General features: G+C 70.5%; 22 protein-coding genes, 1 pseudogene and 1 riboswitch. Of the genes and pseudogenes, 8 read left to right on the forward strand and 15 right to left on the reverse strand.

The window, feature by feature from the left end; translation table 11 throughout:
* Positions 1 to 239 precede the first annotated feature (239 nt).
* Positions 240 to 1,430, reverse strand: coding sequence for a spermidine/putrescine ABC transporter substrate-binding protein (locus ACFY2Z_RS39995; protein ID WP_390748918.1), 1,191 nt, complete (start codon positions 1,428 to 1,430; stop codon positions 240 to 242).
* A gap of 252 nt (positions 1,431 to 1,682) precedes the next feature.
* Positions 1,683 to 3,122: a gamma-aminobutyraldehyde dehydrogenase gene (locus ACFY2Z_RS40000; RefSeq protein WP_390748919.1), complete on the reverse strand. Its 1,440-nt coding sequence runs from the start codon at positions 3,120 to 3,122 to the stop codon at positions 1,683 to 1,685.
* Positions 3,123 to 3,287: 165 nt separating this feature from the next.
* Here ACFY2Z_RS40000 and ACFY2Z_RS40005 point away from each other — a divergent pair, with 165 nt between their 5' ends.
* From ACFY2Z_RS40005 to ACFY2Z_RS40030, 6 genes are all read left to right on the forward strand, one after another.
* On the forward strand, positions 3,288 to 3,803 hold the full coding sequence (locus tag ACFY2Z_RS40005; protein WP_355905003.1) for an Lrp/AsnC family transcriptional regulator: 516 nt from the start codon (positions 3,288 to 3,290) through the stop codon (positions 3,801 to 3,803).
* Positions 3,788 to 5,170, forward strand: a complete 1,383-nt coding sequence (locus tag ACFY2Z_RS40010) for an aspartate aminotransferase family protein (protein ID WP_388976260.1) — start codon at positions 3,788 to 3,790, stop codon at positions 5,168 to 5,170. The genes ACFY2Z_RS40005 and ACFY2Z_RS40010 overlap by 16 nt, the downstream gene beginning before the upstream one ends.
* Positions 5,171 to 5,406: 236 nt before the next feature.
* On the forward strand, positions 5,407 to 6,150 hold the full coding sequence (locus ACFY2Z_RS40015) for an ABC transporter ATP-binding protein (protein ID WP_390748920.1): 744 nt from the start codon (positions 5,407 to 5,409) through the stop codon (positions 6,148 to 6,150).
* Positions 6,132 to 7,370, forward strand: coding sequence for a hypothetical protein (locus ACFY2Z_RS40020; RefSeq protein WP_390748921.1), 1,239 nt, complete (start codon positions 6,132 to 6,134; stop codon positions 7,368 to 7,370). The genes ACFY2Z_RS40015 and ACFY2Z_RS40020 overlap by 19 nt, the downstream gene beginning before the upstream one ends.
* 140 nt (positions 7,371 to 7,510) lie before the next feature.
* Positions 7,511 to 7,918, forward strand: a complete 408-nt coding sequence (locus ACFY2Z_RS40025) for a VOC family protein (RefSeq protein WP_390748922.1) — start codon at positions 7,511 to 7,513, stop codon at positions 7,916 to 7,918.
* Between the two features lie 255 nt (positions 7,919 to 8,173).
* On the forward strand, positions 8,174 to 8,833 hold the full coding sequence (locus ACFY2Z_RS40030) for an LAETG motif-containing sortase-dependent surface protein (protein WP_390748923.1): 660 nt from the start codon (positions 8,174 to 8,176) through the stop codon (positions 8,831 to 8,833).
* A gap of 90 nt (positions 8,834 to 8,923) precedes the next feature.
* On the opposite strand, the gene ACFY2Z_RS40035 is transcribed toward ACFY2Z_RS40030, so the two are convergent.
* The 4 genes from ACFY2Z_RS40035 to rlmN all read right to left on the reverse strand — a co-directional run bounded on the left by ACFY2Z_RS40035 (position 8,924) and on the right by rlmN (position 14,049).
* Positions 8,924 to 9,955, reverse strand: coding sequence for an ABC transporter ATP-binding protein (locus ACFY2Z_RS40035; RefSeq protein WP_390748924.1), 1,032 nt, complete (start codon positions 9,953 to 9,955; stop codon positions 8,924 to 8,926).
* 2 nt (positions 9,956 to 9,957) lie between these two features.
* Positions 9,958 to 11,631 (reverse strand): ABC transporter permease, encoded by a 1,674-nt coding sequence (locus ACFY2Z_RS40040; protein ID WP_390748925.1) that lies wholly within the window; start codon positions 11,629 to 11,631, stop codon positions 9,958 to 9,960.
* Complete coding sequence (locus ACFY2Z_RS40045) at positions 11,607 to 12,644, reverse strand: thiamine ABC transporter substrate binding subunit (protein WP_390748934.1); 1,038 nt, start codon at positions 12,642 to 12,644, stop codon at positions 11,607 to 11,609. Before ACFY2Z_RS40045 ends, ACFY2Z_RS40040 begins: the two co-directional genes overlap by 25 nt.
* 127 nt (positions 12,645 to 12,771) lie before the next feature.
* Positions 12,772 to 12,877, reverse strand: a riboswitch (TPP riboswitch).
* A 65-nt stretch (positions 12,878 to 12,942) separates the two neighbouring features.
* Positions 12,943 to 14,049 carry a 23S rRNA (adenine(2503)-C(2))-methyltransferase RlmN gene (gene rlmN / locus ACFY2Z_RS40050; RefSeq protein ID WP_390748926.1) on the reverse strand — a complete coding sequence of 369 codons (1,107 nt, stop codon included), beginning with the start codon at positions 14,047 to 14,049 and terminating at the stop codon, positions 12,943 to 12,945.
* A gap of 332 nt (positions 14,050 to 14,381) precedes the next feature.
* Here rlmN and ACFY2Z_RS40055 point away from each other — a divergent pair, with 332 nt between their 5' ends.
* Positions 14,382 to 14,789: a hypothetical protein gene (locus ACFY2Z_RS40055; protein WP_390748927.1), complete on the forward strand. Its 408-nt coding sequence runs from the start codon at positions 14,382 to 14,384 to the stop codon at positions 14,787 to 14,789.
* Positions 14,790 to 14,960: 171 nt separating this feature from the next.
* On the opposite strand, the gene ACFY2Z_RS40060 is transcribed toward ACFY2Z_RS40055, so the two are convergent.
* The 5 genes from ACFY2Z_RS40060 to rpsB form a co-directional block, all read right to left on the reverse strand.
* Entirely contained in the window at positions 14,961 to 16,085 is a 1,125-nt protein-coding gene (locus ACFY2Z_RS40060) for a phosphatidate cytidylyltransferase (RefSeq protein WP_390748928.1), read from the reverse strand.
* The gene (frr, locus tag ACFY2Z_RS40065) at positions 16,085 to 16,642 is read right to left on the reverse strand and encodes a ribosome recycling factor (RefSeq protein WP_059129097.1); all 558 of its coding nucleotides are present in this window, start codon (positions 16,640 to 16,642) and stop codon (positions 16,085 to 16,087) included. Before frr ends, ACFY2Z_RS40060 begins: the two co-directional genes overlap by 1 nt.
* Positions 16,643 to 16,807: 165 nt before the next feature.
* A complete protein-coding gene (pyrH, locus tag ACFY2Z_RS40070; RefSeq protein ID WP_311701515.1) occupies positions 16,808 to 17,566 on the reverse strand; it encodes a UMP kinase in 759 nt (252 codons plus the stop codon).
* Between the two features lie 203 nt (positions 17,567 to 17,769).
* Entirely contained in the window at positions 17,770 to 18,606 is an 837-nt protein-coding gene (tsf, locus tag ACFY2Z_RS40075; protein ID WP_390748929.1) for a translation elongation factor Ts, read from the reverse strand.
* Positions 18,607 to 18,775: 169 nt separating this feature from the next.
* Positions 18,776 to 19,657 carry a 30S ribosomal protein S2 gene (gene rpsB / locus ACFY2Z_RS40080; protein WP_390748930.1) on the reverse strand — a complete coding sequence of 294 codons (882 nt, stop codon included), beginning with the start codon at positions 19,655 to 19,657 and terminating at the stop codon, positions 18,776 to 18,778.
* Between the two features lie 414 nt (positions 19,658 to 20,071).
* Between rpsB and ACFY2Z_RS40085 the strand changes: the two genes are divergently transcribed.
* Positions 20,072 to 20,638: a murein hydrolase activator EnvC family protein gene (locus ACFY2Z_RS40085; protein ID WP_390748931.1), complete on the forward strand. Its 567-nt coding sequence runs from the start codon at positions 20,072 to 20,074 to the stop codon at positions 20,636 to 20,638.
* Positions 20,639 to 20,714: 76 nt separating this feature from the next.
* Here the strand turns inward: ACFY2Z_RS40085 and ACFY2Z_RS40090 are convergent, their stop codons facing one another.
* From ACFY2Z_RS40090 to ACFY2Z_RS40105, 4 genes and pseudogenes are all read right to left on the reverse strand, one after another.
* Positions 20,715 to 21,272: a TetR/AcrR family transcriptional regulator gene (locus ACFY2Z_RS40090; RefSeq protein WP_390748935.1), complete on the reverse strand. Its 558-nt coding sequence runs from the start codon at positions 21,270 to 21,272 to the stop codon at positions 20,715 to 20,717.
* 183 nt (positions 21,273 to 21,455) lie between these two features.
* The gene (whiG, locus tag ACFY2Z_RS40095; protein WP_390748932.1) at positions 21,456 to 22,298 is read right to left on the reverse strand and encodes an RNA polymerase sigma factor WhiG; all 843 of its coding nucleotides are present in this window, start codon (positions 22,296 to 22,298) and stop codon (positions 21,456 to 21,458) included.
* Positions 22,299 to 22,569: 271 nt separating this feature from the next.
* Positions 22,570 to 23,736, reverse strand: coding sequence for a DNA-processing protein DprA (gene dprA, locus ACFY2Z_RS40100; RefSeq protein WP_390748933.1), 1,167 nt, complete (start codon positions 23,734 to 23,736; stop codon positions 22,570 to 22,572).
* Positions 23,733 to 24,251, reverse strand: a pseudogene (locus ACFY2Z_RS40105) (ATP-binding protein); the annotation flags it as partial. The gene dprA and the pseudogene ACFY2Z_RS40105, both read right to left, overlap by 4 nt.
* Between the last annotated feature and the right edge of the window lie 96 nt (positions 24,252 to 24,347).

Here is a 24,347-nt window from a genome sequence, read left to right on the forward strand (position 1 = left end):
CAGCCTTCTTGGAACCGTGGGCGTCCTGGACAGCGAATCTGCCACCGCGACCGAGGTTCTGACCGGGTGCGACGGCTCATCTGCACGTCGACCGTCGCTGGCGGAGCCACCATGCGTGACCAGGTTCCGACCACCGCGTCACGGCTCACCGCCCTGGCCTCCCCGGGAACGATCTCGGTGCCAACTATCCCTCTTTTGTGCCAACTAAAAATCCTCGTCACAGCCGGGTGCAGGCGTCCTCACAGCCCGACGATCTTGTTCCAGCGCTTGGCGAACTCCACTCGCTCCGTCGACGTGATGTCCCGGGCGATCGCCAGGCGGCGGCGCATCGTCGCGTCCGGGAAGATCAGCGGATTCTCGGCGAGGGCGGCGGTGTCCTCGTCCTTGGCGGCGGCCAGGACATTCTGGGCGGCGGGGACGGGACAGACGTAGTTCACCCAGGCGGCGAGCGCCGCGGCGACCTCCGGCTGGTAGTAGTAGTCGACCAGCCGCTCGGCGTTCGCCTTGTGGCGGGCCCGGTCGGGGATCATCAGGGAGTCCGACCACAGTTCGGCGCCCGCCTCGGGGACGACGAACCGGATGTCCGGGTTGTCCGCCTGCAGCTGGATCACATCGCCCGAGTACGCCTGGCAGGCCAGCACATCGCCGCTGACCAGGTCCTTGGTGTAGTCGTTCCCGGTGAACCGGCGGATCTGGCCACTGCGGACGTGCCGCTCGACCTGGTCGCAGATCCGGTGGAAGTCGCCGGCGGTCCAGCGGGTGACGTCCACCCCGTTGGCCTGCATCAGCAGCGCGAACGCCTCGTCCAGACCGGAGAGCAGGGTGACCCGGCCCTTGAGGTCGGACGCCCACAGGTCCTGCACGCGCCGGATCTCGCGGCCGAGCTTGCGGTGGTTGTACGCGATGCCGGTGATGCCGGACTGCCAGGGCATCGTGTACTTCCGCCCGGGGTCGAAGGCGGGCGAGCGCAGAAGCGGATCGAGGTGCCGCGCCACATGCGGCTGCCGGGCCCGGTCCATCTCCTGCACCCAGCCGAGGCGGACGAACCGCGCACACATCCAGTCGCTGACGACGATCAGATCCCGCCCGGTCTGCTGGTGGTTCATCAGGGCCGGGCTGATCTTGCCGAAGAACTCGTCGTTGTCGTTGATCTCCTCGACATAGTCGACCGCGATGCCCGTGCTCTTCTCGAACGCCTCCAGTGTCGGCCGCCGACTCGGGTTCTTGTCGTCCGTGTCGATGTACAGCGGCCAGTTCGCCCAGGTCAGTCGCCTGTCCTGGGAGGACAGGTCGGCGGCGGGCCGGTCGCCGGGTGCCACGTAGGCGGCGGGCACGCCGCAGCCGGCGAGCGCCCCGAACGCCGCGCCCCCGCCCAGGGAGCGCAGGAGGGAGCGGCGGGAGAGCTGGGGAGTCTTCGGGATCCGGGGCATCCCGGAAGCATGCCGTCCACCCCGCCACCAGGACAATCGACGCCCCGTCGAGCGCCCCCGCGGGAACCCGACACCTTGTCGATCGCCCGGTGGCCGACGGGAGGCGGCGGAGGCCTGCGGCCGTACGGCGCGCACTCACGCGAAGGCCCCGCACGGGTCAACTCCCGTGCGAGGCCGCGCAGTTGGCGATCGGTGCCCGCGCCTACGAGCGCTCGCGCACGAGCGTGTACGCGCGCGCCCGTTCCGGCACGCTCAGGCGTCCAGCGAGGTCATCACGTGCTTGATGCGCGTGTAGTCCTCGAAGCCGTACCCCGACAGGTCCTTGCCGTAGCCGGACTTCTTGAAGCCGCCGTGCGGCATCTCCGCGACCAGCGGAATGTGCGTGTTGATCCAGACACAGCCGAAGTCGAGCGCCTTGGACAGCCGCATCGCGCGCCCGTGGTCCTTCGTCCACACCGAGGACGCGAGGGCGTAGTCGACACCGTTGGCCCACTCCACGGCCTGCGCCTCGTCCGCGAAGGACTGGACGGTGATGACCGGGCCGAAGACCTCGTTCTGGATGATCTCGTCCTCCTGCTTGAGGCCCGAGACGACGGTCGGCGCGTAGAAGTAGCCCTTGTCGCCGACGCGGTGGCCGCCGGTCTCGACCTTGGCGTGCGCGGGGAGGCGCTCGATGAAGCCGGAGACCTGCTGGAGCTGGTTCGGGTTGTTGAGGGGCCCGTAGAGCACGTCCTCGTCGTCCGGCTGGCCCGTCTTCGTCTCGGCGGCGGCCTTGGCGAGCGCGGCGACGAACTCGTCGTGGATGGACTCGTGGACGAGGACACGGGTGGCGGCCGTGCAGTCCTGGCCGGCGTTGAAGAAGCCGGCCACCGAGATGTCCTCGACCGCCTTGGCGATGTCGGTGTCCTCGAAGACGACGACCGGTGCCTTGCCGCCGAGCTCCAGGTGGACCCGCTTGACGTCCTTGGCCGCGGACTCGGCGACCGACATGCCGGCGCGCACGGAGCCGGTGATGGACGCCATCGCCGGGGTCGGGTGCTCGACCATCAGGCGGCCGGTGTCGCGGTCGCCGCAGATGACGTTGAAGACGCCCTTGGGCAGGACCGAGCCGATGATGTCGGCGATCAGGACCGTGGAGGCCGGGGTGGTGTCCGACGGCTTCAGCACGACCGTGTTGCCCGCCGCGATCGCCGGGGCGAACTTCCACACGGCCATCATCATCGGGTAGTTCCACGGCGCGACCTGCGCGCAGACGCCGACCGGCTCACGGCGGACGATCGAGGTCATCCCCTCCATGTACTCGCCGGCCGAGCGGCCCTCCAGCATCCGGGCCGCCCCCGCGAAGAAGCGGATCTGGTCGACCATCGGCGGGATCTCCTCCGACCGGGTCAGCCCGGTCGGCTTGCCGGTGTTCTCGACCTCGGCCGCGATCAGTTCCTCGGCGCGCTCCTCGAAGGCGTCAGCGATCTTGAGGAGGGCCTTCTGCCGCTCGGCGGGGGTGGTGTCGCGCCAGGCCGGGAAGGCCGCGGCGGCGGCGGCCATCGCGGCGTCGACGTCCGCCTGCCCGGACAGTGGGGCTGTCGCGTACGCCTCACCGGTCGCTGGGTTGACCACCTCGGTGGTCCGGCCGTCGGCGGCGTCGCGGAATTCGCCGTCGATGTAGTTGCGCAGACGACGCAGCTCGGTGCTCACTGCGGGCCCTCCAAGTTCGGGTGTCCAATCGCTGAGACGTCCACCCTAATCCGTGCACCCACGTTTTCAACAGCCCCGATCGGGCCACTGCTGCGAAATCCGCAGGCTTCCCTCACGGAAACAACGAATTTCATTGATTGAGCCTTGCGAAACTGTCGAGACGTCGTGCACAGTGAGGTCGTGGCCAGTCGAAGCGCAGACCAGAGGGACTCCCGCGAGTCCAGGAACGGCACCCCCCAGCTGGACGCCGTATCCCTCGCCATCATCGAGCAGCTCCAGGAGGACGGCCGCCGGCCGTACGCCGCGATCGGCAAGGCCGTCGGCCTGTCCGAGGCGGCCGTGCGCCAGCGCGTCCAGAAGCTGCTCGACCAGGGCGTGATGCAGATCGTCGCCGTCACGGACCCGCTCACCGTGGGCTTCCGCCGGCAGGCGATGGTTGGCATCCACGTCGAGGGCGAGGTCGAGTCCGTCGCCGACGCGCTGGCCGCCATGTCCGAATGCGAGTACGTGGTGATGACCGCAGGCTCGTTCGACCTGATGGTGGAGATCGTCTGCGAGGACGACGACCACCTGCTGGACGTCATCAACAAACGCATCCGGGCCCTCCCCGGCGTGCGCTCCACCGAGAGCTTCGTCTACCTCAAGCTCAAGAAGCAGACCTACATGTGGGGAACCCGATAGCCGTGAGTACCAAGGACCTCAGCAAGACCGCGTACGACCACCTGTGGATGCACTTCACCCGCATGTCCTCGTACGAGAACGCGCCCGTGCCGACCATCGTGCGGGGCGAGGGCACCTACATCTACGACGACAAGGGCAAGCGCTACCTCGACGGTCTCGCCGGTCTGTTCGTGGTCCAGGCGGGCCACGGCCGCACCGAGCTGGCCGAGACGGCGTTCAAGCAGGCGCAGGAGCTGGCCTTCTTCCCGGTGTGGTCCTACGCCCACCCCAAGGCCGTGGAGCTGGCGGAGCGCCTGGCCCACCACGCGCCCGGCGACCTGAACAAGGTCTTCTTCACCACCGGCGGCGGCGAGGCGGTGGAGACCGCCTGGAAGCTGGCCAAGCAGTACTTCAAGCTGGTCGGCAAGCCCACCAAGTACAAGGTCATCTCGCGTGCCGTCGCCTACCACGGCACCCCGCAGGGCGCCCTGTCCATCACGGGTCTGCCGGGCCTGAAGGCCCCCTTCGAGCCGCTGGTGCCGGGCGCGCACAAGGTGCCGAACACCAACATCTACCGCGCCCCGATCTTCGGTGACGACCCGGAGGCCTTCGGCCGCTGGGCCGCCGACCAGATCGAGCAGCAGATCCTCTTCGAGGGCCCGGAGACGGTGGCCGCGGTCTTCCTGGAGCCGGTGCAGAACGCCGGCGGCTGCTTCCCGCCGCCGCCCGGCTACTTCCAGCGCGTCCGCGAGATCTGCGACCAGTACGACGTGCTGCTCGTGTCGGACGAGGTCATCTGCGCCTTCGGCCGCCTGGGCACGATGTTCGCGTGCGACAAGTTCGACTACGTGCCGGACATGATCACCTGCGCCAAGGGCATGACCTCCGGCTACTCCCCGATCGGCGCCTGCATCATCTCCGACCGCCTGGCCGAGCCCTTCTACAAGGGTGACAACACCTTCCTGCACGGCTACACCTTCGGCGGCCACCCGGTGTCGGCCGCGGTGGGCCTCGCCAACCTCGACCTGTTCGAGCGCGAGAACCTCAACCAGCATGTGCTCGACAACGAGGGCGCGTTCCTGTCCACGCTGCAGAAGCTGCACGACCTGCCGATCGTCGGCGACGTCCGCGGCAACGGCTTCTTCTACGGCATCGAGCTGGTCAAGGACAAGAACACCAAGGAGTCCTTCAACGACGAGGAGACCGAGCGCGTCCTGTACGGCTTCCTCTCCAAGGCGCTGTTCGAGAACGGTCTGTACTGCCGTGCCGACGACCGCGGCGACCCGGTCGTCCAGCTCGCGCCGCCGCTGATCTCCGACCAGAAGACGTTCGACGAGATCGAGCAGATCCTGCGCGCGACGCTGACGGAGGCGTGGACCAAGCTCTGAGCCTCCAGAGGTTCCGATCGCCCAGCTGGCTGATTCATCCTTCTGGATGATCAACAAACGGCCCCGCGCCGCCCGTTCGAGTGAGAAACGGCGGTCCGGGGCCGTTGCTGTTCCTGGCTTTCGGTGCCGTCTGCCTAGCGTGCGAAGTGACCGATCGGCCCCGCCTTCGTTCCCCCGAACGGGTTCCCCGGACGGGGATCGGCACGGGAAAACGGATCTGAACCGAGGTGTACGCGATGGTGGCCCCTCCGGACAACGACGTGCTCTGGGCGCACGCCCTGCACTTCCAGCACAATGGTTCGCCCGCGCTCTGCGGTGTCTCCGTGGGGGTGCGGGAGGGCGAGATCCTGGCCGTCACCGGCCCGCGAGGGAGCGGCAAGACGACCCTCCTGCAGTGCCTGGCGGGGCTGCTGCCCACCCAGCGGGGCGAGGTCTGGTTCAACAGCACACCGGTGCACACCATGGGCTCGTTCAGCCGTGAACGGCTGCGCCGCGACCGCTTCGGCTGGATCGACCCGGTGCCGCTGCTCGTACCCGAACTGAACGTGTGGGAGAACGCCGCCCTGCCGCTGATGCTGCGCGGTACCGGCCGCCGCCGGGCCAGGACCGCGGCCCTGGAGTGGCTGGAGCGGCTCGACATCGGCGACTGCGCCCGCCGGCGCCCGGACGAGCTGACCGGGGCCGAACGGCAACGGCTCGCCGTGGCGCGGGCGCTCGCCGCGTGCCCGACCGTGCTCTTCGCGGACGAGCCGACCGCCACCCTGCACCGCTCCGAGGCCGCCCAGGTGCTGCGCACGCTCACCGCGGCGGCCCGCTCGCACGGCATCACGGTCGTCCTGGCCACGCTGCACCCGGACGTCGCGGCACTCGCCGACCGTACGGTGTCCCTGCTGGACGGGCGGCCGGTGACCACGGTTCAGCTGCCTCCGGTCCCGGAGGCGGAGACGGAAGGCCGACCGGCGTGCTCGCTCTCCGTCTAGCCCGCGGGGCCCGCCCCCAGGTCCAGTTGTGCCGGCTGCTGGTCGCGGCGGCCTCGGCCGGCACGGGCCTGCTGCTGCTGTGCACGCTGGGATACGCCCTCGCGCACCCGGACGCGCCGGCCGGTTCGGTACTGCGGCTGGTGTGGTGCGCCGTGCCCATGGCCGCCACGGTCTATCTCGCGGTCTCCGTCGCCCGCACGGACCCCGGCACCCGGCCCCGGTCCGGACTCGCCACCATCGGCCTCGGCCCCGTCCGGCTGATGGCCCTGTCGGCCGTGACCACGGCCCTGTCGACCGCGCTCGGATCGGTGCTGGCGCTGCTGGCCTTCCTGCACCTGCGCGGCGATCTGCCCTGGACGCCGTTCGCCGGCGCGGCGGCCGGGTTCCTCGCCGCGGACGTGCCGCTGCCGCTGCCCGCGGCGCTCACCCTGCTCGCACTGGTGCCGCTCGCGGCGTCGGCGGCGAGCGCGCTGGCCCTGCGCCCGAAGCAGGCGGAGGGCCGCCGCACCGCCCGCCGCGGCCAGGCGCCGGCCGGCTCCGGCGGCGACGCCCCCGAGGACCGGGCCGCCGCCCTGTCGGACGACGTCGTGTCCGACCCGGCCCCCGCAGCCGGGCCCGCGCCGGGCGGGCTGCCCTGGGGCGTGGCCGCGATCGCCGCGGGGCTCGCCGTGGAGGCCCACGCGAGCGGCTCGGGCGGGGCGCTGCGCCTCCGGCTGCCCGGAGGGGTCGCGGGCGGTCCCGCCGGGGTTCTGGTGGGCTGGGCGCTGACCGCGCTGGGACTGGCCCTGGTCGGTCCGGCCCTGGCGTATCTGTGCGGCCGGTTGCTGGAGGCCGCGCGTCCGGGCGCCGTACGGCTGCTCGCGGGGCGCGGACTGCAGCGGGAGGCGGCGCGGATCGGGCGGCCGCTCGGTGTGGTGTGCGCGGTGGCCTCGGGGGCGTACGCCATGACGGCTCCCTACGCCGGCGCGCGGCTGTCCTTCGGGCCGCTCACCACGCTGGGTGCGCTGCTGGTGGTGGGGTGCGCGCTGACGACGCTGGTGACGGCGGCGATCGAGGCGCGCCAGGCGCGCGCCGAGACGGTGGCCGCGCTGGTGCGGCTGGGCGCGCCCGCCACGCTGCTGCGCAGCGCGGCGCTGCTCCGGGCGGGCGTCCTGGTCCTGGTGTTCGTGCCGCTGACCTGGGTCGTCGCGGAGCTGGCCGCCATGCCGCTGAGGGGCTGACCCCTCCCGGGAGAACTCTTTGATGAAAAAGGGCCGCGCGCCGATGAGTTTCGCCGCGGCCCGCGGTCTCTTCCTCCGTACGGGCCACCGCACGGACCACGGCCCCGTACACACCGTCACATCACCAGGAGAGGCCGCTCATGTACCAGCAGATGATCTTCGTGAACCTGCCCGTCGTCGACGTCGAGGCGTCGAAGAAGTTCTTCACCGAGCTGGGCTACACGATCAACCCGCAGTTCACCACGGACGACTGCGCCTGTGTCGTCATCAGCGACACCATCATCGCGATGATGCTCAGCAAGCAGCGCTACGCCGACTTCACCAAGAAGGCCATCGCGGACGCGACGCGGACCAGCGAGGTGCTGCTGTGCCTCAGCGCCGAGAGCCGGGAGAAGGTCGACGAGCTGGTGGACCGGGCGCTCGCGGTGGGCGGTTCGGTCGGCGGGGAGACGCAGGACCACGGCTTCATGTACGGCCGTTCCTTCGACGACCTCGACGGCCACACCTGGGAGGTCGTGTGGATGGACCCCGCGGCCGTCCAGGGCTGAACCCGCGCAGGTGAAGGGGGTGCCACCGCGGGGGAAGTCGGGGTGGTCAGGCGACCGTTCAAACATCACGGCTGTTAATGACCCGGCAAAGACGGGCGTCATGCCGGACATCGGCGTTGACAGCACTTAGCCGCCGCTTATAAACCTGTGAGCCTGGTGGGGACGCTGTTGTTGGGGCAACGTCCCTGAAACCCCCCGCAGTTGCGCATCACGCGAAGGGCAATCGTGTCCATATCCTCCCGTACCGCACGGTCAGTGCGCATCCTCGGCGTCGCCTCTGCCACCGCCGCGCTCGCACTCGGCGTCGCCGGCAACGCGCTCGCCTGCAACATCCGTGACTTCTCCGCCGTCCCGTCCTGCGACACCAACGGCAAGGGCGTCATCACGGTCACGGACACGGACGCTTCCGGCAAGGAAGCGACCGTCTCGGTCTACCTCGAGCTGAACGGCGCCGACGCGAAGAAGGTCGGCGAGCAGACGGTCAAGGGCACCAAGGAGGGTGCGACGGTCAGCTTCTCCGAGGACTGGGCGCCGAAGGCCCAGTACCGCGTCCATGTCACGGTCAGCGGCATCGTCGACGACAACATCTCGCCGAACCCCCTGACCACGCCGGACAAGGCCTGCACCACCTCGGAGACCACCCCTCCGGCCAGCACTCCCCCGGCCTCGGAGACCCCGAAGCCGTCGGCCACCCCGTCCTCCTCGGAGTCCACCCCGGCGCAGTCGGCGAGCTCGCCTGCCGCTCCCGCCGGTGACAACTCCCCCTCGCCCGCGGCCGGCACCTCCAACCTCGCCGAGACCGGTGCCAGCTCCAGCACGCCGATGATCGCCGGTATCGCCGCCGGTCTGGTCGTCGTCGGTGGCGGCGCGGTCTTCTTCGGCATGCGCCGTCGCGGCGCGTCGAAGAGCAACTGACGCACGCGGCAGCCCGTACGAACGCAACGGCCCGCCCCTCCCCGGGGGCGGGCCGTTGCGCGTGTCCGGCACCGGGCGGCCGATGCCCGGCTACGCGGCGGATCCGTCCCCGAGGACGGCGACCTCGGCCCCGTCGAACACCACCCCGGTCTCGTCGCCGGGCTCCGGTGCGGCACGCAGCGGACATGCGGCCTCCAGCGCGGGTGCCTGCTCGGGCTGCAGTCTGACGGCGACATGGGTGCCGCGGAAGGTTCGTGCGGTCACCGTGCAGCGCAGTCCTTCGGAGACCGGCACGAGCCGTACTCCGGCGGGCCGTACGAGCAGTCCGCGCGGCCCCTGCGGGGAGCCCTTTGGGACGGGGACCTTGCCCCACGGCGTGTCCGCGGCCTCCCCGGAGACCGTCGCCTCCACCACGTTGTCGAAGCCGAGGAAGCGTGCCACGAACGCGTCCGCGGGCCGCTGCCAGACCTCAAGGGGTGTACCGGACTGGGCGATCCGCCCCTCGCGCATCACCACGACCCGGTCCGCGAGCGCGAAGGCCTCGCCCTGGTCATGGGTGACCGCGAGCACGGTCGTGCCCAACCGGCCGAACAGGTCCCGCAGTTCGACGACCAGGCGCTCCCGCAGCGACCGGTCGAGCTGGCCCAGCGGCTCGTCCAGCATCAGCAGCCGGGGTCGGGGAGCGAGCGCACGGGCGAGCGCGACGCGCTGCTGCTCACCGCCGGAGAGCGTGGCGACGGCCCGTCCCGCGGCCCCGGGCAGCCCGACGAGGTCCAGCAACTCCCTGACTCGTTCGTCCCGTTCGCCGCGTGAGACGCCCTGCATCCGCAGCCCGAAGGCGACGTTCCCGCCCACGTCCCGCTGCGGGAACAGCTGGTGGTCCTGGAACATCAGCCCGACCCCGCGCCGGTGCGCGGGCACCCCGGCCAGATCGCGTCCGCCGAGCACCACCCGCCCGGAGTCCAGCGGTTGCAGCCCGGCCACGGTCCGCAGCAGCGTCGACTTGCCGCCGCCGCTGGGCCCGAGCACGCACACCACCTCGTGCTCGGCGACCGCGAGGTCGACTCCGTCGAGCGCGGTGCCTCCCCGGAAACGTACGGTCGCCCGCTCAAGCGTGAGCATCGTCAGAACTCCCCCGTCCGATCGGTCCGCAACCGCTCCAGGACCAGCAGCGCCACCGCGCACACCACCATCAGGATCGTCGAAAGGGCCATCGCCTGGCCGTAGTTGAGGTCGCCGGGCCGCGCGAGCAGCCGCGCCACCGCGACGGGCAGCGTGGGGTTGCCGGGCCGGGCGATGAACACGGTCGCCCCGAACTCGCCCAGCGACACCGCGAACGCGAACCCGGCCGCGATCAGCAGCGCCCGCCGCACGATCGGCAGGTCGACCTCCCGCCACACCCGCCAGGGTGAGGCACCGAGCACGGCCGCCGCCTCCCGCAGCCGCTCGTCGACGGCCCGCAGCACGGGCAGCATGGTCCGTACGACGAAGGGGGCGCCCACCAGGGCCTGTGCGAGCGGCACCAGGATCCAGGAACCGCGCAGGTCCAGCGGCGGCCGGTCGAGGGAGATCAGGAACCCGAAGCCGACGGTCACGGCGGACACGCCCAGCGGCAGCATCAGCAGCGCGTCGAAGCCCCGTACCAGGCGGCCGGCGTCCCGGCGGGCGAGGGCCGCGGCGGCGAGCGAGCCGATCAGCACGGCGATGAGGGTGGCGGCGGCGGCGTACGCCAGGGAGTTGCCGATCGCGTTGACCGGCGCGACGAGGAAGGTGCCGCCGTCCGTGTGCGTGAGGGCCGCGTAGTACGCGAACCCGGACGCGTCGAGCGACCGGGCGACGAGCACGGCGAGCGGCAGGACGAGCAGGACGGCGACGGTGGCGAGGACCGAGACGAGCAGCGCCCACTGGCCGGCCCCGCGCGGTCTGCGCGCCGTGCGGGACGCGTCGACCAGCCGGAGCGCACTCTCCCGGCGGCGCACGGTCCAGGCGTGCACCAGGAGGATCGCGCCGACCGCCAGGAACTGCACGATCGTCAGCACGGCGGCCGTGGACAGGTCGAAGATCTCGGAGGTCTGCCGGTAGATCTCCACCTCCAGGGTGGAGAAGGTGGGGCCGCCCAGGATCTGCACCACGCCGAACGAGGTGAAGGTGAACAGGAAGACCATGAGGCCGGCGGCGGCCACCGCCGGGCCGAGGGCGGGCAGCGTCACCGTCCGCCATGCGGCGGCGCGGGAGGCGCCGAGCACCCGCGCGGCCTGCTCCTGGCGCGGGTCGAGCTGCGCCCACAGGCCGCCGACCGTGCGGACGACGACCGCGTAGTTGAAGAAGACATGCGCGAGCAGGATGGCCCACACGGTGGTGTCGAGCCGGACGCCCCACAGGTCGTCGAGGAGTCCGCCGCGGCCGACGAGCGCCAGGAAGGCCGTGCCGACGACCACCGTGGGCAGCACGAACGGGACGGTGACGACCGCGCGCAGCAGCTGCTTGCCGGCGAAGTCCAGCCGGGCGAAGACATAGGCGCCGGGCATCGCCACGAGCAGGGTGAGCGCGGTGGAGACGAGCGCCTGCCAGGTGGTGAACCACAGCACATGCCGGATGTCCGGCTGTGCGAGCACGTCCGCCAGGCGCCCGAGGCGCCATACCCCGTCGACGCGCAGACCGCGCGCGACGATCGCGGCGACGGGGTAGGCGAAGAAGACCGCGAAGAACGCGACAGGCAGGGCCATCAGCCCGAGGCGCGCCGCGGCGCCCCGGTTCGCCCGCTTCCTCGGGGTTACTTCAGTACGAGCGACGTCCACGACCTGACCCACTGGTCACGGCTGGCGGCGATCTTCGTCGGGGCCATGGTCTCGGGGTTCTTGGCGGCGGGCCCGTACTCGGTGAACTCGGCGGGCACCCGCGCGCCCCGCACGACCGGGTAGACGTACATGTTGAGCGGCATGTCCTCCTGGAACCTCCTGCTGATCAGGAAGTCGAGGAACGCCTTGGCACCCTTGGGGTTGTGAGCGTTGGTCAGCAGTCCGGCGAACTCGATCTGGCGGAAGCAGGTGCCGGTCGCGACGCCGGTCGGCGCGGTCGTGGGCCGCGGCTTGGCGTAGACGACCTCGGCGGGCGGGGAGGAGGCGTACGACACGACGAGCGGCCGGTCGCCGCCCGCCTTCCTGCCGCCGGCCGAACCGGAGAACTCCTGGTCGTAGGCCTGCTCCCAGCCGTCGACCACCTTCACGCCGTTGTCCTTGAGCTTGTTCCAGTACTCCTGCCAGCCCTTGTCGCCGTACTGCGCGGCGGTGCCGAGCAGGAAGCCGAGGCCCGGCGAGGAGGTGGCGGCGTTCTCGGTGACGAGGAGGTTCTTGTAGGCGGGCTTGGCGAGGTCGTCGAAGGAGGCCGGCGGGGCGAGCTTGTGGTCGGCGAAGTACTTCTTGTCGTAGTTGACGCAGATGTCGCCGTAGTCGATCGGGGTGACCCGGTTCTTGTCCCCGTCCAGCCGGTACTGCGCGCCGACCTGGTCGAGCCCCTTGGCCCTGTACGGCTGGAAGAGCCCGTTGTCGAGGGCCCGGGAGAGCAGCGTGTTGTCGACGCCGAAGAAGACGTCGCCCTGCGGGTTGTCCTTGGTGAGGATCGCCTTGTTGACGGCCTGACCCGCGTCGCCGTCCGGGAGGACCTTGACGTGGTAGCCGGACTCCTTCTCGAACGCCGCGATGACGCTCTTGGAGGCGGCCCATGAGTCGTGGCTGACGAGGGTCACGGTCTTGGGATCGCCGCCGCTCCCTGCGGTGGAGCCGGACGATCCGCACGCGGACAGCGTGACCATGCCCAGCCCGACGGCAACGGCCGCGAACTGCCTGCCGGTGATGCTCACTGAATTCCTCCTGGAGGTGACCAGGAAGAGACGCGGCCCCGCCCGGGAGCCCCGAAGGGCCCCGGGCAGGGCGCAACAGCTCGAGTGAAGACCGAACTTCCTACCCAGAATGACCTGGGCGAGGTTCAGAGGGTCTGCGGACTCTCCCGCACTCTCAGCGCTGTGGCGCTCCCCTGTCGGAATATGCAGATATGAACAGCCGTGAACAGCTATGACTGATTACGGACTATGAGATAGGACGACCATCAGACTACCGCTCGGTGGCCGCCAGCTGACCACACGCTCCGTCGATCTCCTGGCCCCGGGTGTCCCGGATGGTCACCGGCACTCCATGGGCGGCGATCGCCTCGACGAACGCCTTCTCGTCCTCGGGCCGTGACGCGGTCCACTTGGAGCCGGGCGTCGGGTTGAGCGGGATCAGATTGACGTGCACGGGCTTGCCCTTGAGCAGCCGGCCGAGCCGGTCACCGCGCCACGCCTGGTCGTTGATGTCCCGGATCAGGGCGTACTCGATGGACAGCCGGCGTCCGGACCTCTCGGCGTACTCGAACCCGGCGTCGAGGACCTCGCGCACCTTCCACCGCGTGTTGACGGGCACGAGAGTGTCACGCAGCTCGTCGTCCGGCGCGTGCAGCGAGATCGCGAGACGGCACTTGAAGCCCTCGTCGGCGAAGCGGTGGATGGCCGGCACCAGGCCTACGGTCGACACGGTGATCCCTCGCTGCGACAGCCCGAGCCCGTCCGGCGCGGGGTCGGTGAGGGCGCGGATGGCGCCGACGACGCGCTTGTAGTTGGCGAGAGGCTCGCCCATGCCCATGAAGACGATGTTGGACAGCCGCGCCGGGCCGCCGGGGATCTCACCGTCGCGCAGCGCCCGCATGCCGTCCACGATCTGGTGCACGATCTCCGCGGTGGACAGGTTGCGGTCGAGGCCGGCCTGACCGGTGGCACAGAACGGGCAGTTCATCCCGCAGCCCGCCTGGGAGCTGATGCACATGGTGACCCGGTCGGGGTAGCGCATGAGCACGGACTCCACGAGCGTCCCGTCGAAGAGCCGCCACAGCGTCTTGCGGGTGGTCTCCTCGTCGGTCGACAGATGCCGTACGACCGTCATCAGCTCCGGGAGCAGCGCCTCCTGGAGCCTGCCGCGCGAGGCGGCGGGGATGTCGGTCCACTGCTCCGGCTCGTGCGAGTACCGCGCGAAGTAGTGCTGCGAGAGCTGCTTGGCGCGGAACGGCTTCTCGCCGATCGCGGCGACCGCCTCCTTGCGCTCGGCGGGCGTGAGATCGGCAAGATGCCGCGGCGGGGTCTTGGCTCCGCGCGGCGCGACGAAAGTGAGTTCTCCGGGCTTAGGCATGGCGTTACCAGTGTCGCAGATCCAATCGGGTGACCTGGGCTGTCCCTTCGGGCGGCCGTCATCGGTCGTCGTTGCGCGTCGAGACCGACCACCCTCGGACGGCCCACGGACGGCCCACGGACGGCCCGGGCAGGGTGCCCACCGAGTTCTGCGCTCCGGTAGCGGAATGGGGCGGCACCGCCCAGGCAAGATGATGTTCACCACGCGAACATCCACCGGACTCGTACACGCCAGGAGCGACAGCTACGGTCCGCCGGTGTTCGACACGTGATGATCGACCAGAGCTGAATCGGTCGACGTCACACCAATGGGGAGGGCTTATGGGTTCCGGAATGCGAACGATCCGCATCGGCGCGGTGAGCGTGGGGGTGGCACTGACGCTGGGTGCGGTGACAGCGCCCGCAATGGCACAGGCGCAGCGGACCGCGGTGGCCGCCCCGACACAGACCGCGGACGCCCCCGCGCCGACGGGACTCGCCTACACCTATGACGCCGCCAGCCAGACCGTGACGGTCACCTGGGACCCCAAGGACCCCGCGGACACCGTCACCCGCAACTACCGCCCGGGCTTCTGCGGTCCGACGCCGCAGAACCCCTGCTTCGTCTCCTCGCAGGTCATCCTGGGCAACTCCTTCTCCTTCAAGAAGGCACCCGGCACCGCTCCCGCCTACGTCAAGATCTACGCCGAGAACGCCACCCACCGACTCACCGGCTCTCAGATCCTGACCGTCACCGTCTGATCAGGTGCTCCACGGCCGTAGCCGGCCACTTCGAAAGCGGCGTTCAGCGGCTTGGCGACGTTATCGTCCCACCGGTTGCCGCAGCCGCCCGGGGACGGCGAGTGCCGAAGGGCCCGCCGTCCCTGTGGACGGCGGGCCCTCGGTGAATGGATCGCGCGGGGAGACGATTCCTCAGCCGCTGCCGACGAAGAGCACGAGCAGCAGCCAGACCACCGGAGCGGTGGGCAGCAGGGAGTCGAGCCGGTCCATGATGCCGCCGTGGCCCGGCAGCAGCGTGCCCATGTCCTTGATGCCCAGGTCACGCTTGATCATGGACTCGCCGAGATCGCCCAGCGTGGCGCTGGCGGCGACGGCGAGACCCAGCAGCAGGCCCTCCCACCACGTGCCGCCGTCGATCAGATACTGCATGCACAGCGCCCCCGCCCCCATGGCGAAGGCCACCGCTCCGACGAGGCCCTCACGGGTCTTTCCGGGGCTGATGCGCGGAGCGAGCTTGTGGCTGCCGAACCGCCAGCCGACCGCGTAGGCGCCCGTGTCGCTGACGACCGTCAGCAGCAGGAAGGTCAGGACGCGCTGCGGGCCGTCGTCGGCCGCCAGCATCATGGCGACGAACGTGGCCAGGAACGGCACGTAGAACGCTGCGAAGACACCCGCCGTGACGTCCTTGAGATAGCCGTCCGGTGGTTCCGTCATGCGCCAGACCAGGACCGCGAGCGCGGTGAGTGCCATCGCCACCCAGGCACCCTCGGCGCCTCGCACATACCCGGCCACGACCATCGCCGCGCCGCCGACCGCGAGCGGCACGAGGGGCGCCTTGATGCCCTTGCGCTCCTCCAGCCGCTTCGTCAGCTCCCACAGACCCACCACGACGGCGACCGCGACGACACCGACGAACACGGCCTTGACGATGAACAACGACACGACGATCACGACGCCGAGCCCGACCCCGACCCCTATGGCCGCGCCCAGGTCGCGGCCCGCGCTCTTCTTCTGCGGCGCGGGCGCCGGCTGCTGGGCGTCGGGCATGGGCTCCGGATTCTGCGAGGCCGCCCAGTGGGACGGCGCCTGCGGCGTGTCGTCGCGGAACAAGGGGCCGCTCAGCCGAGCGGCCCCCCGGTCGTCATCCTGGTCTCCGCCTTGTGCGGGCACGTCGGGCACGATGGGCATGGGGCGAGTCTGCTGGGCGCCATGCGCATCGTGCGCGGGACCCGCCGGGCCGGTCCGCCGGCCCGAACCCGCGTCGCTGGGCCCCCAGTACCCGGCCTGTGGCGGCGCCCCCCAGGAAGAGTCGTTCATCAGACCTCGAGAAGCTCCGCTTCCTTGTGCTTGAGCAACTCGTCCACCTGCGCGACGTACTTCGCGGTGGTGTCGTCGAGCTCCTTCTCCGCACGACGGCCCTCGTCCTCGCCGACCTCGCCGTCCTTGACGAGCTTGTCGATGGCGTCCTTGGCCTTGCGGCGCACGGAGCGGATCGCGACCTTGGCGTCCTCGCCCTTGCCCTTGGCGACCTTGATGTACTCGCGGCGCCGCTCCTCGGTGAGCTCGGGGAACACCACGCGGATGATGTTGCCGTCGTTGCTCGGGTTGACGCCCAGGTCGGAGTCGCGGATCGCCTGCTCGATGTTGCGCAGCGCGCTCTTGTCGAACGGCGTCACCACGGCCATGCGCGGCTCTGGCACCGAGAACGAGGCCAGCTGGTTGATCGGCGTCGGTGCGCCGTAGTAGTCGGCCACGATCTTGTTGAACATCGCCGGGTGCGCACGACCGGTGCGGATCGCGGCGAAGTCCTCCTTGGCGACCACGACGGCCTTCTCCATCTTCTCCTCGGCCTCGAGGAGGGTCTCTTCGATCACCACTTGCTCCTGCGTGTCTTGAGTAGGCCCGGCAGCTGTCACTCGTCGGTCCGCGGCCGGCTGCGTCGCGTCTTCTTCCTGCACGGTTCCGGACCGGCAGGTCATTGTCCATCCCCCGGTCAGGGTGCGCCGCCCCAAGGGGCGCCCGCACCGGTCGGCGTCGGGTCAGCCCCGGCTGCCTTGGTCTCCCACGAGTGTGCCGATCTTCTCACCCTTGACGGCCCGGGCGATATTGCCCTCCGCCAGCAGCTCGAAGACCAGGATGGGCAGCTTGTTGTCCCGGCACAGCGTGATGGCGGTCATGTCGGCGACCTTGAGGTCGCGGGTGATGACCTCCCCGTAGCTGAGCGCGTCGAACTTGACGGCCTCCGGGTTGGTCTTCGGGTCGGAGTCGTAGACCCCGTCCACACCGTTCTTGCCCATGAGCAGGGCCTCGGCGTCGATCTCCAGGGCACGCTGGGCGGCGGTCGTGTCGGTCGAGAAGTACGGCATGCCCATACCGGCGCCGAAGATGACCACGCGGCCCTTCTCCAGATGGCGCACGGCACGCAGCGGGATGTACGGCTCGGCGACCTGACCCATGGTGATGGCGGTCTGCACGCGCGAGTCGATGCCCTCCTTCTCCAGGAAGTCCTGGAGGGCGAGGCAGTTCATGACCGTGCCGAGCATGCCCATGTAGTCGGAGCGGGCCCGGTCCATGCCGCGCTGCTGGAGCTCGGCGCCGCGGAAGAAGTTGCCGCCGCCGATCACGACGGCGATCTGGGATCCGTCGCGCACCACAGCCGCGATCTCACGGGCGATGGCATGCACCACGTCCGGGTCGACGCCGAGTCCGGTGCCGCCGGAGAACGCCTCTCCGGACAGTTTCAGCAGAAACCGGCCGCGTACTTTGCCGTCGTCGCTCTTCTCGGGCTTGGTGGTCATTGAGATCCCGCCTCTTTCACGTGTTGCACATACGAAGAAGGCCATTGCCGATGGGGTGTGTTTCGCATCCCATGCACGGCAATGGCCTCCTCGTCATATCTGCGTCCCTCACGCGCGCGTGCGGGACGGCACACGCGCATGACGCGGACGGCTGCTTTCGACTTTCGACCCTATCCGGGTCTTCCGTCGATCGCGGTACGGACTCAGATGCCGACCTTGATGCGCGTGAAGCGCTTCAGGGTGACACCCGCCTCGTCCAGAACCTTCTGGACGGACTTCTTGTTGTCCAGCGCGTACGGCTGGCCGAGCAGCGTGGCGTCCTTGAAGAAGCCGTTCAGACGACCCTCGACGATCTTGGCGATCGCGGCCTCGGGCTTGCCCTCGGCGCGGGTGGTCTCCTCGGCGATGCGGCGCTCGGACTCGACGACCTCGGCCGGGATCTCCTCCTGGGAGAGGTACTTCGGCGCGAAGGCGGCGATGTGCTGGGCGACGCCCTTGGCGACCTCGGTGTTCGGCTTGTCCAGCTCGACGAGGACACCGATCTGCGGGGGCAGGTCGGGCATCGTGCGGTGCATGTAGGCCGTGACGAAACCGTCGGAGAACTGCGCGAAGCGGTCCAGGACGATCTTCTCGCCGAGGTTGGCGTTGGCCTCGTCCACGAACGCCTGGACGGTCTTGCCGGGCTCGATCTCGGAGCCGAGCAGGGCCTCGAGGTCGGCCGGGGAGGTCTTGGCGACGTGCTCGGCGATCGCCTGGGCGACGGCCTGGAACTTCTCGCCCTTGGCGACGAAGTCCGTCTCGCACTTCAGCTCGACCAGGACACCGGAGGAGTTGTCGTCGGCGATGATGGAGACCACGGCGCCGTTCTCGGCGGAGCGGCCCTCGCGCTTGGCGACGCCCTTCTGACCCTTGATGCGGAGCGCCTCGACGGCCTTCTCGACGTTGCCCTCGGCCTCGTCCAGCGCCTTCTTGCAGTCCATCATGCCGGCGCCGGTCAGCTCACGGAGCTTCTTGACGTCGGCGGCGGTGTAGTTCGCCATGATCTGTGAATCTCTTCTCGGAGTTCGAAGTCTCGAAGTCGGCGGCCGCCACGTGTCGCACGAGCGGCCGCCAAAGATCTACGGGCTACGAAGATCTAAGGGCTGCGGGTGAACGGCGGATGGCGCGATCGGCGCCACCCGCCCTCACATCAGCCGAACGGCCCTGAGGTCAGGCCTGCTCGCCCTCGGCAGCCGGCGCCTCGGCAGCCGGCGTCTCGGCAGCCGGTGCCTCGGCGGCAGCGGCCTCGGCCGGGGCGGCCTCCTCGGTCTCGGCCTTCTTCTCACCCTCGAGCAGGTCACGCTCCCACTCGGCGAGCGGCTCGGCAGCGGCCTTCTCGCCCTTGTCGCCGGTGGCGACACGGGAGCGGGAGATGAGGCCCTCGGCGACGGCGTCGGCGATCACGCGGGTGAGCAGGGTGACGGAGCGGATCGCGTCGTCGTTGCCCGGGATCTTGTAGTCGACCTCGTCGGGGTCGCAGTTGGTGTCGAGGATCGCGACGACCGGAATGTTGAGCTTCCGGGCCTCACCGACCGCGATGTGCTCCTTCTTGGTGTCCACGATCCAGACGGCGCTGGGCACCTTCTGCATCTCGCGGATACCACCGAGGGTCTTCTCCAGCTTGGCCTTCTCGCGCGAGAGCACGAGAAGCTCCTTCTTGGTCAGACCGGACGCGGCGACGTCCTCGAAGTCGATCTGCTCGAGCTCCTTGAGGCGCTGCAGACGCTTGTAGACGGTCGAGAAGTTGGTGAGCATGCCGCCCAGCCAGCGCTGGTTGACGTAGGGCATGCCGACGCGGGTGGCCTGCTCGGCGATGGCCTCCTGCGCCTGCTTCTTGGTGCCGACGAACATGACCGTGCCGCCGTGGGCCACGGTCTCCTTGACGAACTCGTAGGCGCGGTCGATGTACGACAGCGACTGGAGCAGGTCGATGATGTAGATGCCGTTGCGCTCGGTGAAGATGAAGCGCTTCATCTTCGGGTTCCAGCGACGGGTCTGGTGACCGAAGTGGACGCCGCTCTCCAGCAGCTCCCGCATCGTGACGACGGCCATGGCCGTTCTCCTTGAGTGTTCTCGGTTGTGCCGCGGGTGCCGGATGGCACTCGCGCCTGACGCCCGCAATGCGCCGTGCCGCGAAGGACCGAGGAGCGCTGACACCGGCCTGGTGATGGCCTGGTGTCGGGGCGTGCGAAGTCGACCCGGTGACCCGGATCGCCACAAGAAGTGTACGGGACCGGCGGAGCGGCGGGTGACGCCGATGTCCACAACGGGCCGGTTGTCCACAGATCCCAGCCATGATCGCCCGTCGTACGGGACCGTACTCCCATGCGAGCTGAACGACATGCGCGACGGTGGCCCGCGGCCCTGCCACTGCTGGTGGCGGTGGGCGTGGCGACCCCGGTCGCACGAGCGGGACCACAGCCGTCCGCGGCGTGGGCGGGGGCGTCGGACCGTACAGATGCGGTCATGGCGGAGACGCGGGGTGCGGTCACGCCGGGTGAGGTGACGGCGGGCGGGGTGACGGCGGGCGCATCAGGTTCGGTCAGGGCGGCCACGCGGGACCCCGGCCCGGCGGTGCCGGCCGTCGCGCGGCTGTGGCCGGTGGGGGTTCGTCCACTGGTTCTACGGGGCTGGGAGCCGCCGGCGACGCCCTACGGACCGGGGCACCGGGGCGTGGACCTGGCGGCGGCTCCGGGTGACCCGGTGCGGGCGGTGGCGGCCGGGCGGGTCGTCTTCGCGGGGCGGGTGGCGGGACGGGGTGTGGTGTCCGTGGAGCTGGCGGGCACGGGCTCACCACCCTTACGGACGACCTACGAGCCGGTACGGCCGTCGGTGCACGAGGGCGACACGGTCCGGCCCGGCGACGTGCTGGGCGTGCTGGAAGCACCGACCGCCCACTGCGCGGGACCCTGCCTGCACTGGGGGCTGCTCCGCGGGGAGACGTATCTGAATCCGCTCTCCCTCCTGCCGCCCTGGCTGCTGCACGCGGGGCCGTCGCGGCTGCTGCGGGTGGAGGGGGTGCCTTTGCCGTAGGTGGGGGTGGGGGGCTTCGGGGTGGGGTGGGGTGGGAGGGGGGCGGGGGGGAGGGAGGGCCCCCACCAAGACAGGGTCAGCCTCGGACGCCCCGCAAAGCCATCCCCACCGCCGCCTCCGTGATGGCGAGCGGGTCCTCCGCGGCGCCCAGTTCGATGCGCCGTACCGCCGCGTCGACCACGCCTTGGAGCAGCATGGCCGTGAGCCGGGGCTCGTCGTGTCCCATCGCGCCGAGCGTGTCGGCGATCATTGTCACGAGCCCGCCGTGCGCCGCGCGGATCTTCTCGCGTGCCCCGGCGTCGAGTTCGCTCGCCGAGATCGCGACCACGGCACGGTGGCGCCGGTCCCCGACCAGCGCCAGCTGCTGCCGCACATACGCCTCGATCTTCGCCTCGGGGCCGTCCGCCGCGGCCATGGCCGCCTCGACCTCCGCCGCCCAGACGGGGAAGTCGACCGCGCACAGCTCTTCGACGACGGAGGCGCGGGAGCGGAAGTACTCGTACACGGAGGAGCGCGCGAGGCCCGTCCGCTCGGCGAGGGCCGGGAACGTCAGGGCTTCCGTACCGCCCTCGGACAGGAGGGATCGTGCCGCGTCCAGCAGGGCGGCTCGCTGCATCGACCGGTGCTCGGCCACAGAGGCCGCTCGAATCCTTGGCACGTCAACCACTGTACGGACGGAGCGCCTCCCGCGGGAGCCACTCACCTGTGCGCGCCGCTCACTGGGCCACTCGTGCTCCGTACGCCGGTGCCGGGCTCCGCGCGCCCGGCGCACACCACCACCGGCTCCTCGCGCCCGCCAGGCAGCCGGTATCGCGCGTCAGCGTCCGAAGGCGGCCAGCTTGGCCCGTAGCTGGAGGACGGACTTCGTGTGGATCTGACTGACCCGGCTCTCGGTCACACCGAGCACATTGCCGATCTCGGCGAGGGTCAGGCCCTCGTAGTAGTAGAGCGTGACCACGGTCTTCTCCCGTTCGGGCAGTGTGTTGATCGCCCGCGCGAGGAACCGTCGCAGCTCCCGGTCCTCGGCCACCTCCACGGGATTGTCCGCGGCGGTGTCCTCCAGGGTGTCCATCAGGCTGAGGCGGCCGCCGCCCTCGCCGCCGACGTGCAGCAGTTCCTCCAGGGCCACCACGTTCGCCAGAGACAGCTGGCTGAAGACGGCGTGCAGTTCCTCGACGCCGATGCCCATCTCGGCGGCCACCTCCCCTTCGGAGGGGGTGCGTCGCAGCCGTGCTTCCAGGGTTGCGTAGGCCCGCTCCACGCTGCGTGCCTTCTGCCGCACCGAGCGGGGGATCCAGTCCAGCGCCCGCAGTTCGTCGATCATCGCGCCGCGGATACGTGTGATCGCGTACGTCTCGAACTTGATCTCCCGGTCGATGTCGAACTTCTCGATCGCGTCGATCAGCCCGAAGACCCCGGAGGACACGAAGTCCGCCTGCTCCACATTGGCCGGCAGGCCCACGCTCACCCGTCCCGCCACGTACTTCACCAACGGCGAGTAGTGCAGGATCAGCTGCTCCCGCAGCCGCTCGTCCCCCGACTCCTTGTACGTCCGCCACAACTCGTCGAGCGTCGAGGGAGCGGGCGGGCGCACGCTGCCGCCGTCACGGGCGGCTGGGGGATGCGCCGCCCGGTCGGGCCCGGAGGTGTGCTGGGGCATTCGTCGCCTTGTGCCGTTCTGCCGTGGGCTGGGGAGGGCTGGGTGAGCTGTCGGTCTGATGTCGAGATGCCTTCTGACTCGGGATCCTCGTGAGCGTAGCGTGACTGTGGTGTCGCAGTGTGCGAAGGGCAAGGCATCACCCGTGCGCGAACGGGTCTGGTGGGCCCCCTGCCGCGACCACGGCCGTCGCCCTGAGTGATCGCCGGAAAGGGTCAACTGGTGGAATTGCCAAGGGCGTCGGGGGGTCGCCCGGACGGCCGAACACGCTCGGTCAACACTGACCGTGATCTTGTCGGACCGAGGTCACCGCCTGGCGTGTCAACTTCCAGCCATCGCTGTGTCGTTCGACGAATCCAAGTGATCGGAGTTCGTACAGTCTCCCGACGGCGTCGTCCTCGGTGGTCTGCGCGCCGCGCGCGACCTCGTCCGCCGATGCCGTACCGGAGCCGGGGAGCGCCGCGAGGACCCTCCGGGCGGCCGGTTCCAGGAGGTCGCGCGGGAGCACCGGGCCGCGCCGGTCCGGCGCCAGCTGTCCGATGTCGCCCACCAGTTCGACGATGTCGGCGGCGTCCGTGACCAGCACCGCCTCGCCGCGCAGCAGTTCGTGGACTCCTGCGGACAGTCCGCTGGTGGCCGGTCCCGGCACCCCCATGGTGAAGCGGCCCAGCCGCTGCGCCGCACGGGCCGTGACCAGGGAGCCGCTGCGGTGGGCGGCCTCCACGACCACGGTGCCGCGGGTGAGGGCCGCGATGACCCGGTTGCGTACGAGGAATCTGCTGGGGGTCGGGTGGTCCCCGGGTGGCAGTTCCCCGATGACGAGTCCCTGCTCGGCGATTCTGCTGATGAGGCCGGCGTGGCCGCGCGGATAGGGCCGGTCGACCCCGCAGGCCAGTACGGCGACGGTGGCTCCCGCGGCTGCGAGCGCTCCGCGGTGTGCCGCGCCGTCGATGCCGTAGGCGCCGCCGGAGACCACGACCCAGCCGCGCTCCGCGAGGCCTGCGGAGAGGGTGGCCGCCATGTGGGCGCCGTACTCGGTGCAGGCGCGGGAGCCGACGACCGCGACGGACCGCAGGGCCCACAGCCGCAGGCCGGGCTGTCCGCGCACCCACAGTCCGATGGGCCGGGCGTCTGCGAGGTCGTCGAGCTGTGCCGGCCATTCGGCTCCCCCGGGCCACAGGAACCGCACCCCTGCTGCCCGGGCGGCGGCCCGGTCCCGCTCCGGGTCGGCTCGTGCGGCCCGCGCGAGCAGCCCGGCCCACCGTTTCTCCGACACCCCTGGCAGCCGTGGCCCTGCGTCTCGCAGCCGCCGGGCCACCTCCTCGACGCCGTACTCCCGCAGCCAGCGTCCGGCGATCTCGTCGCCGGGTTCGACGACCCGGGTGAGGAAGATCCGGGTGAGGTGTTCGGGGTCCTGGGGTCCGTCCGTGTCCGTGCTCATGCCGGTGTTCCGACGGTGATGGGCACGCCCCGCGGCACCCCGGTGCGCAGTTGCAGCGCCAGTGCGACGTCCGTGGCGTCGGGCCGGGCGTGGCCCGCGAGGTCCGCGACGGTCCAGGCGACGCGCAGCACGCGGTCCAGTCCCCGGGCCGTCAGCACGCCGCGTTCCAGACTGCGCTCGGCCTCGTCCATGGCGCCGCCGACGGGCTGCCAGCGGTTGCGCAGCTCCCGGCCCGGTACTTCGCTGTTGGTCCGCCAGGGGGTGCCCGCGAGTCGTGCCGCCGCCCGCTCCCGGGCCTCGCGCACCCGGGCGGCCACCGTGGCGGTGGATGCGCCGCCGGCGCCGCGCCCGGTGAGTTCGGCGCGGGTGACGGGGTCCACCTCGACGCGGAGGTCGACCCGGTCCAGGAGCGGTCCGGAGAGCCGGCTCTGGTAGCGGCGGATGGCGGAGGGCGGGCACTCGCACTGGGTGTCGCGCAGTGAGAAGCGGCCGCAGGGGCAGGGGTTGGCCGCGAGGTTATGGCTAGGTGATTTTCATGTCCGTTGTCCACGACTCCCCTGTCCACGACTCCCCGAACAAGGGTTGACGGGTTGACGAGGTTGACGGGTTGA

The sequence above is a fragment of the Streptomyces sp. NPDC001222 genome (assembly GCF_042896945.1).
Classification (GTDB): domain Bacteria; phylum Actinomycetota; class Actinomycetes; order Streptomycetales; family Streptomycetaceae; genus Streptomyces; species Streptomyces gibsoniae.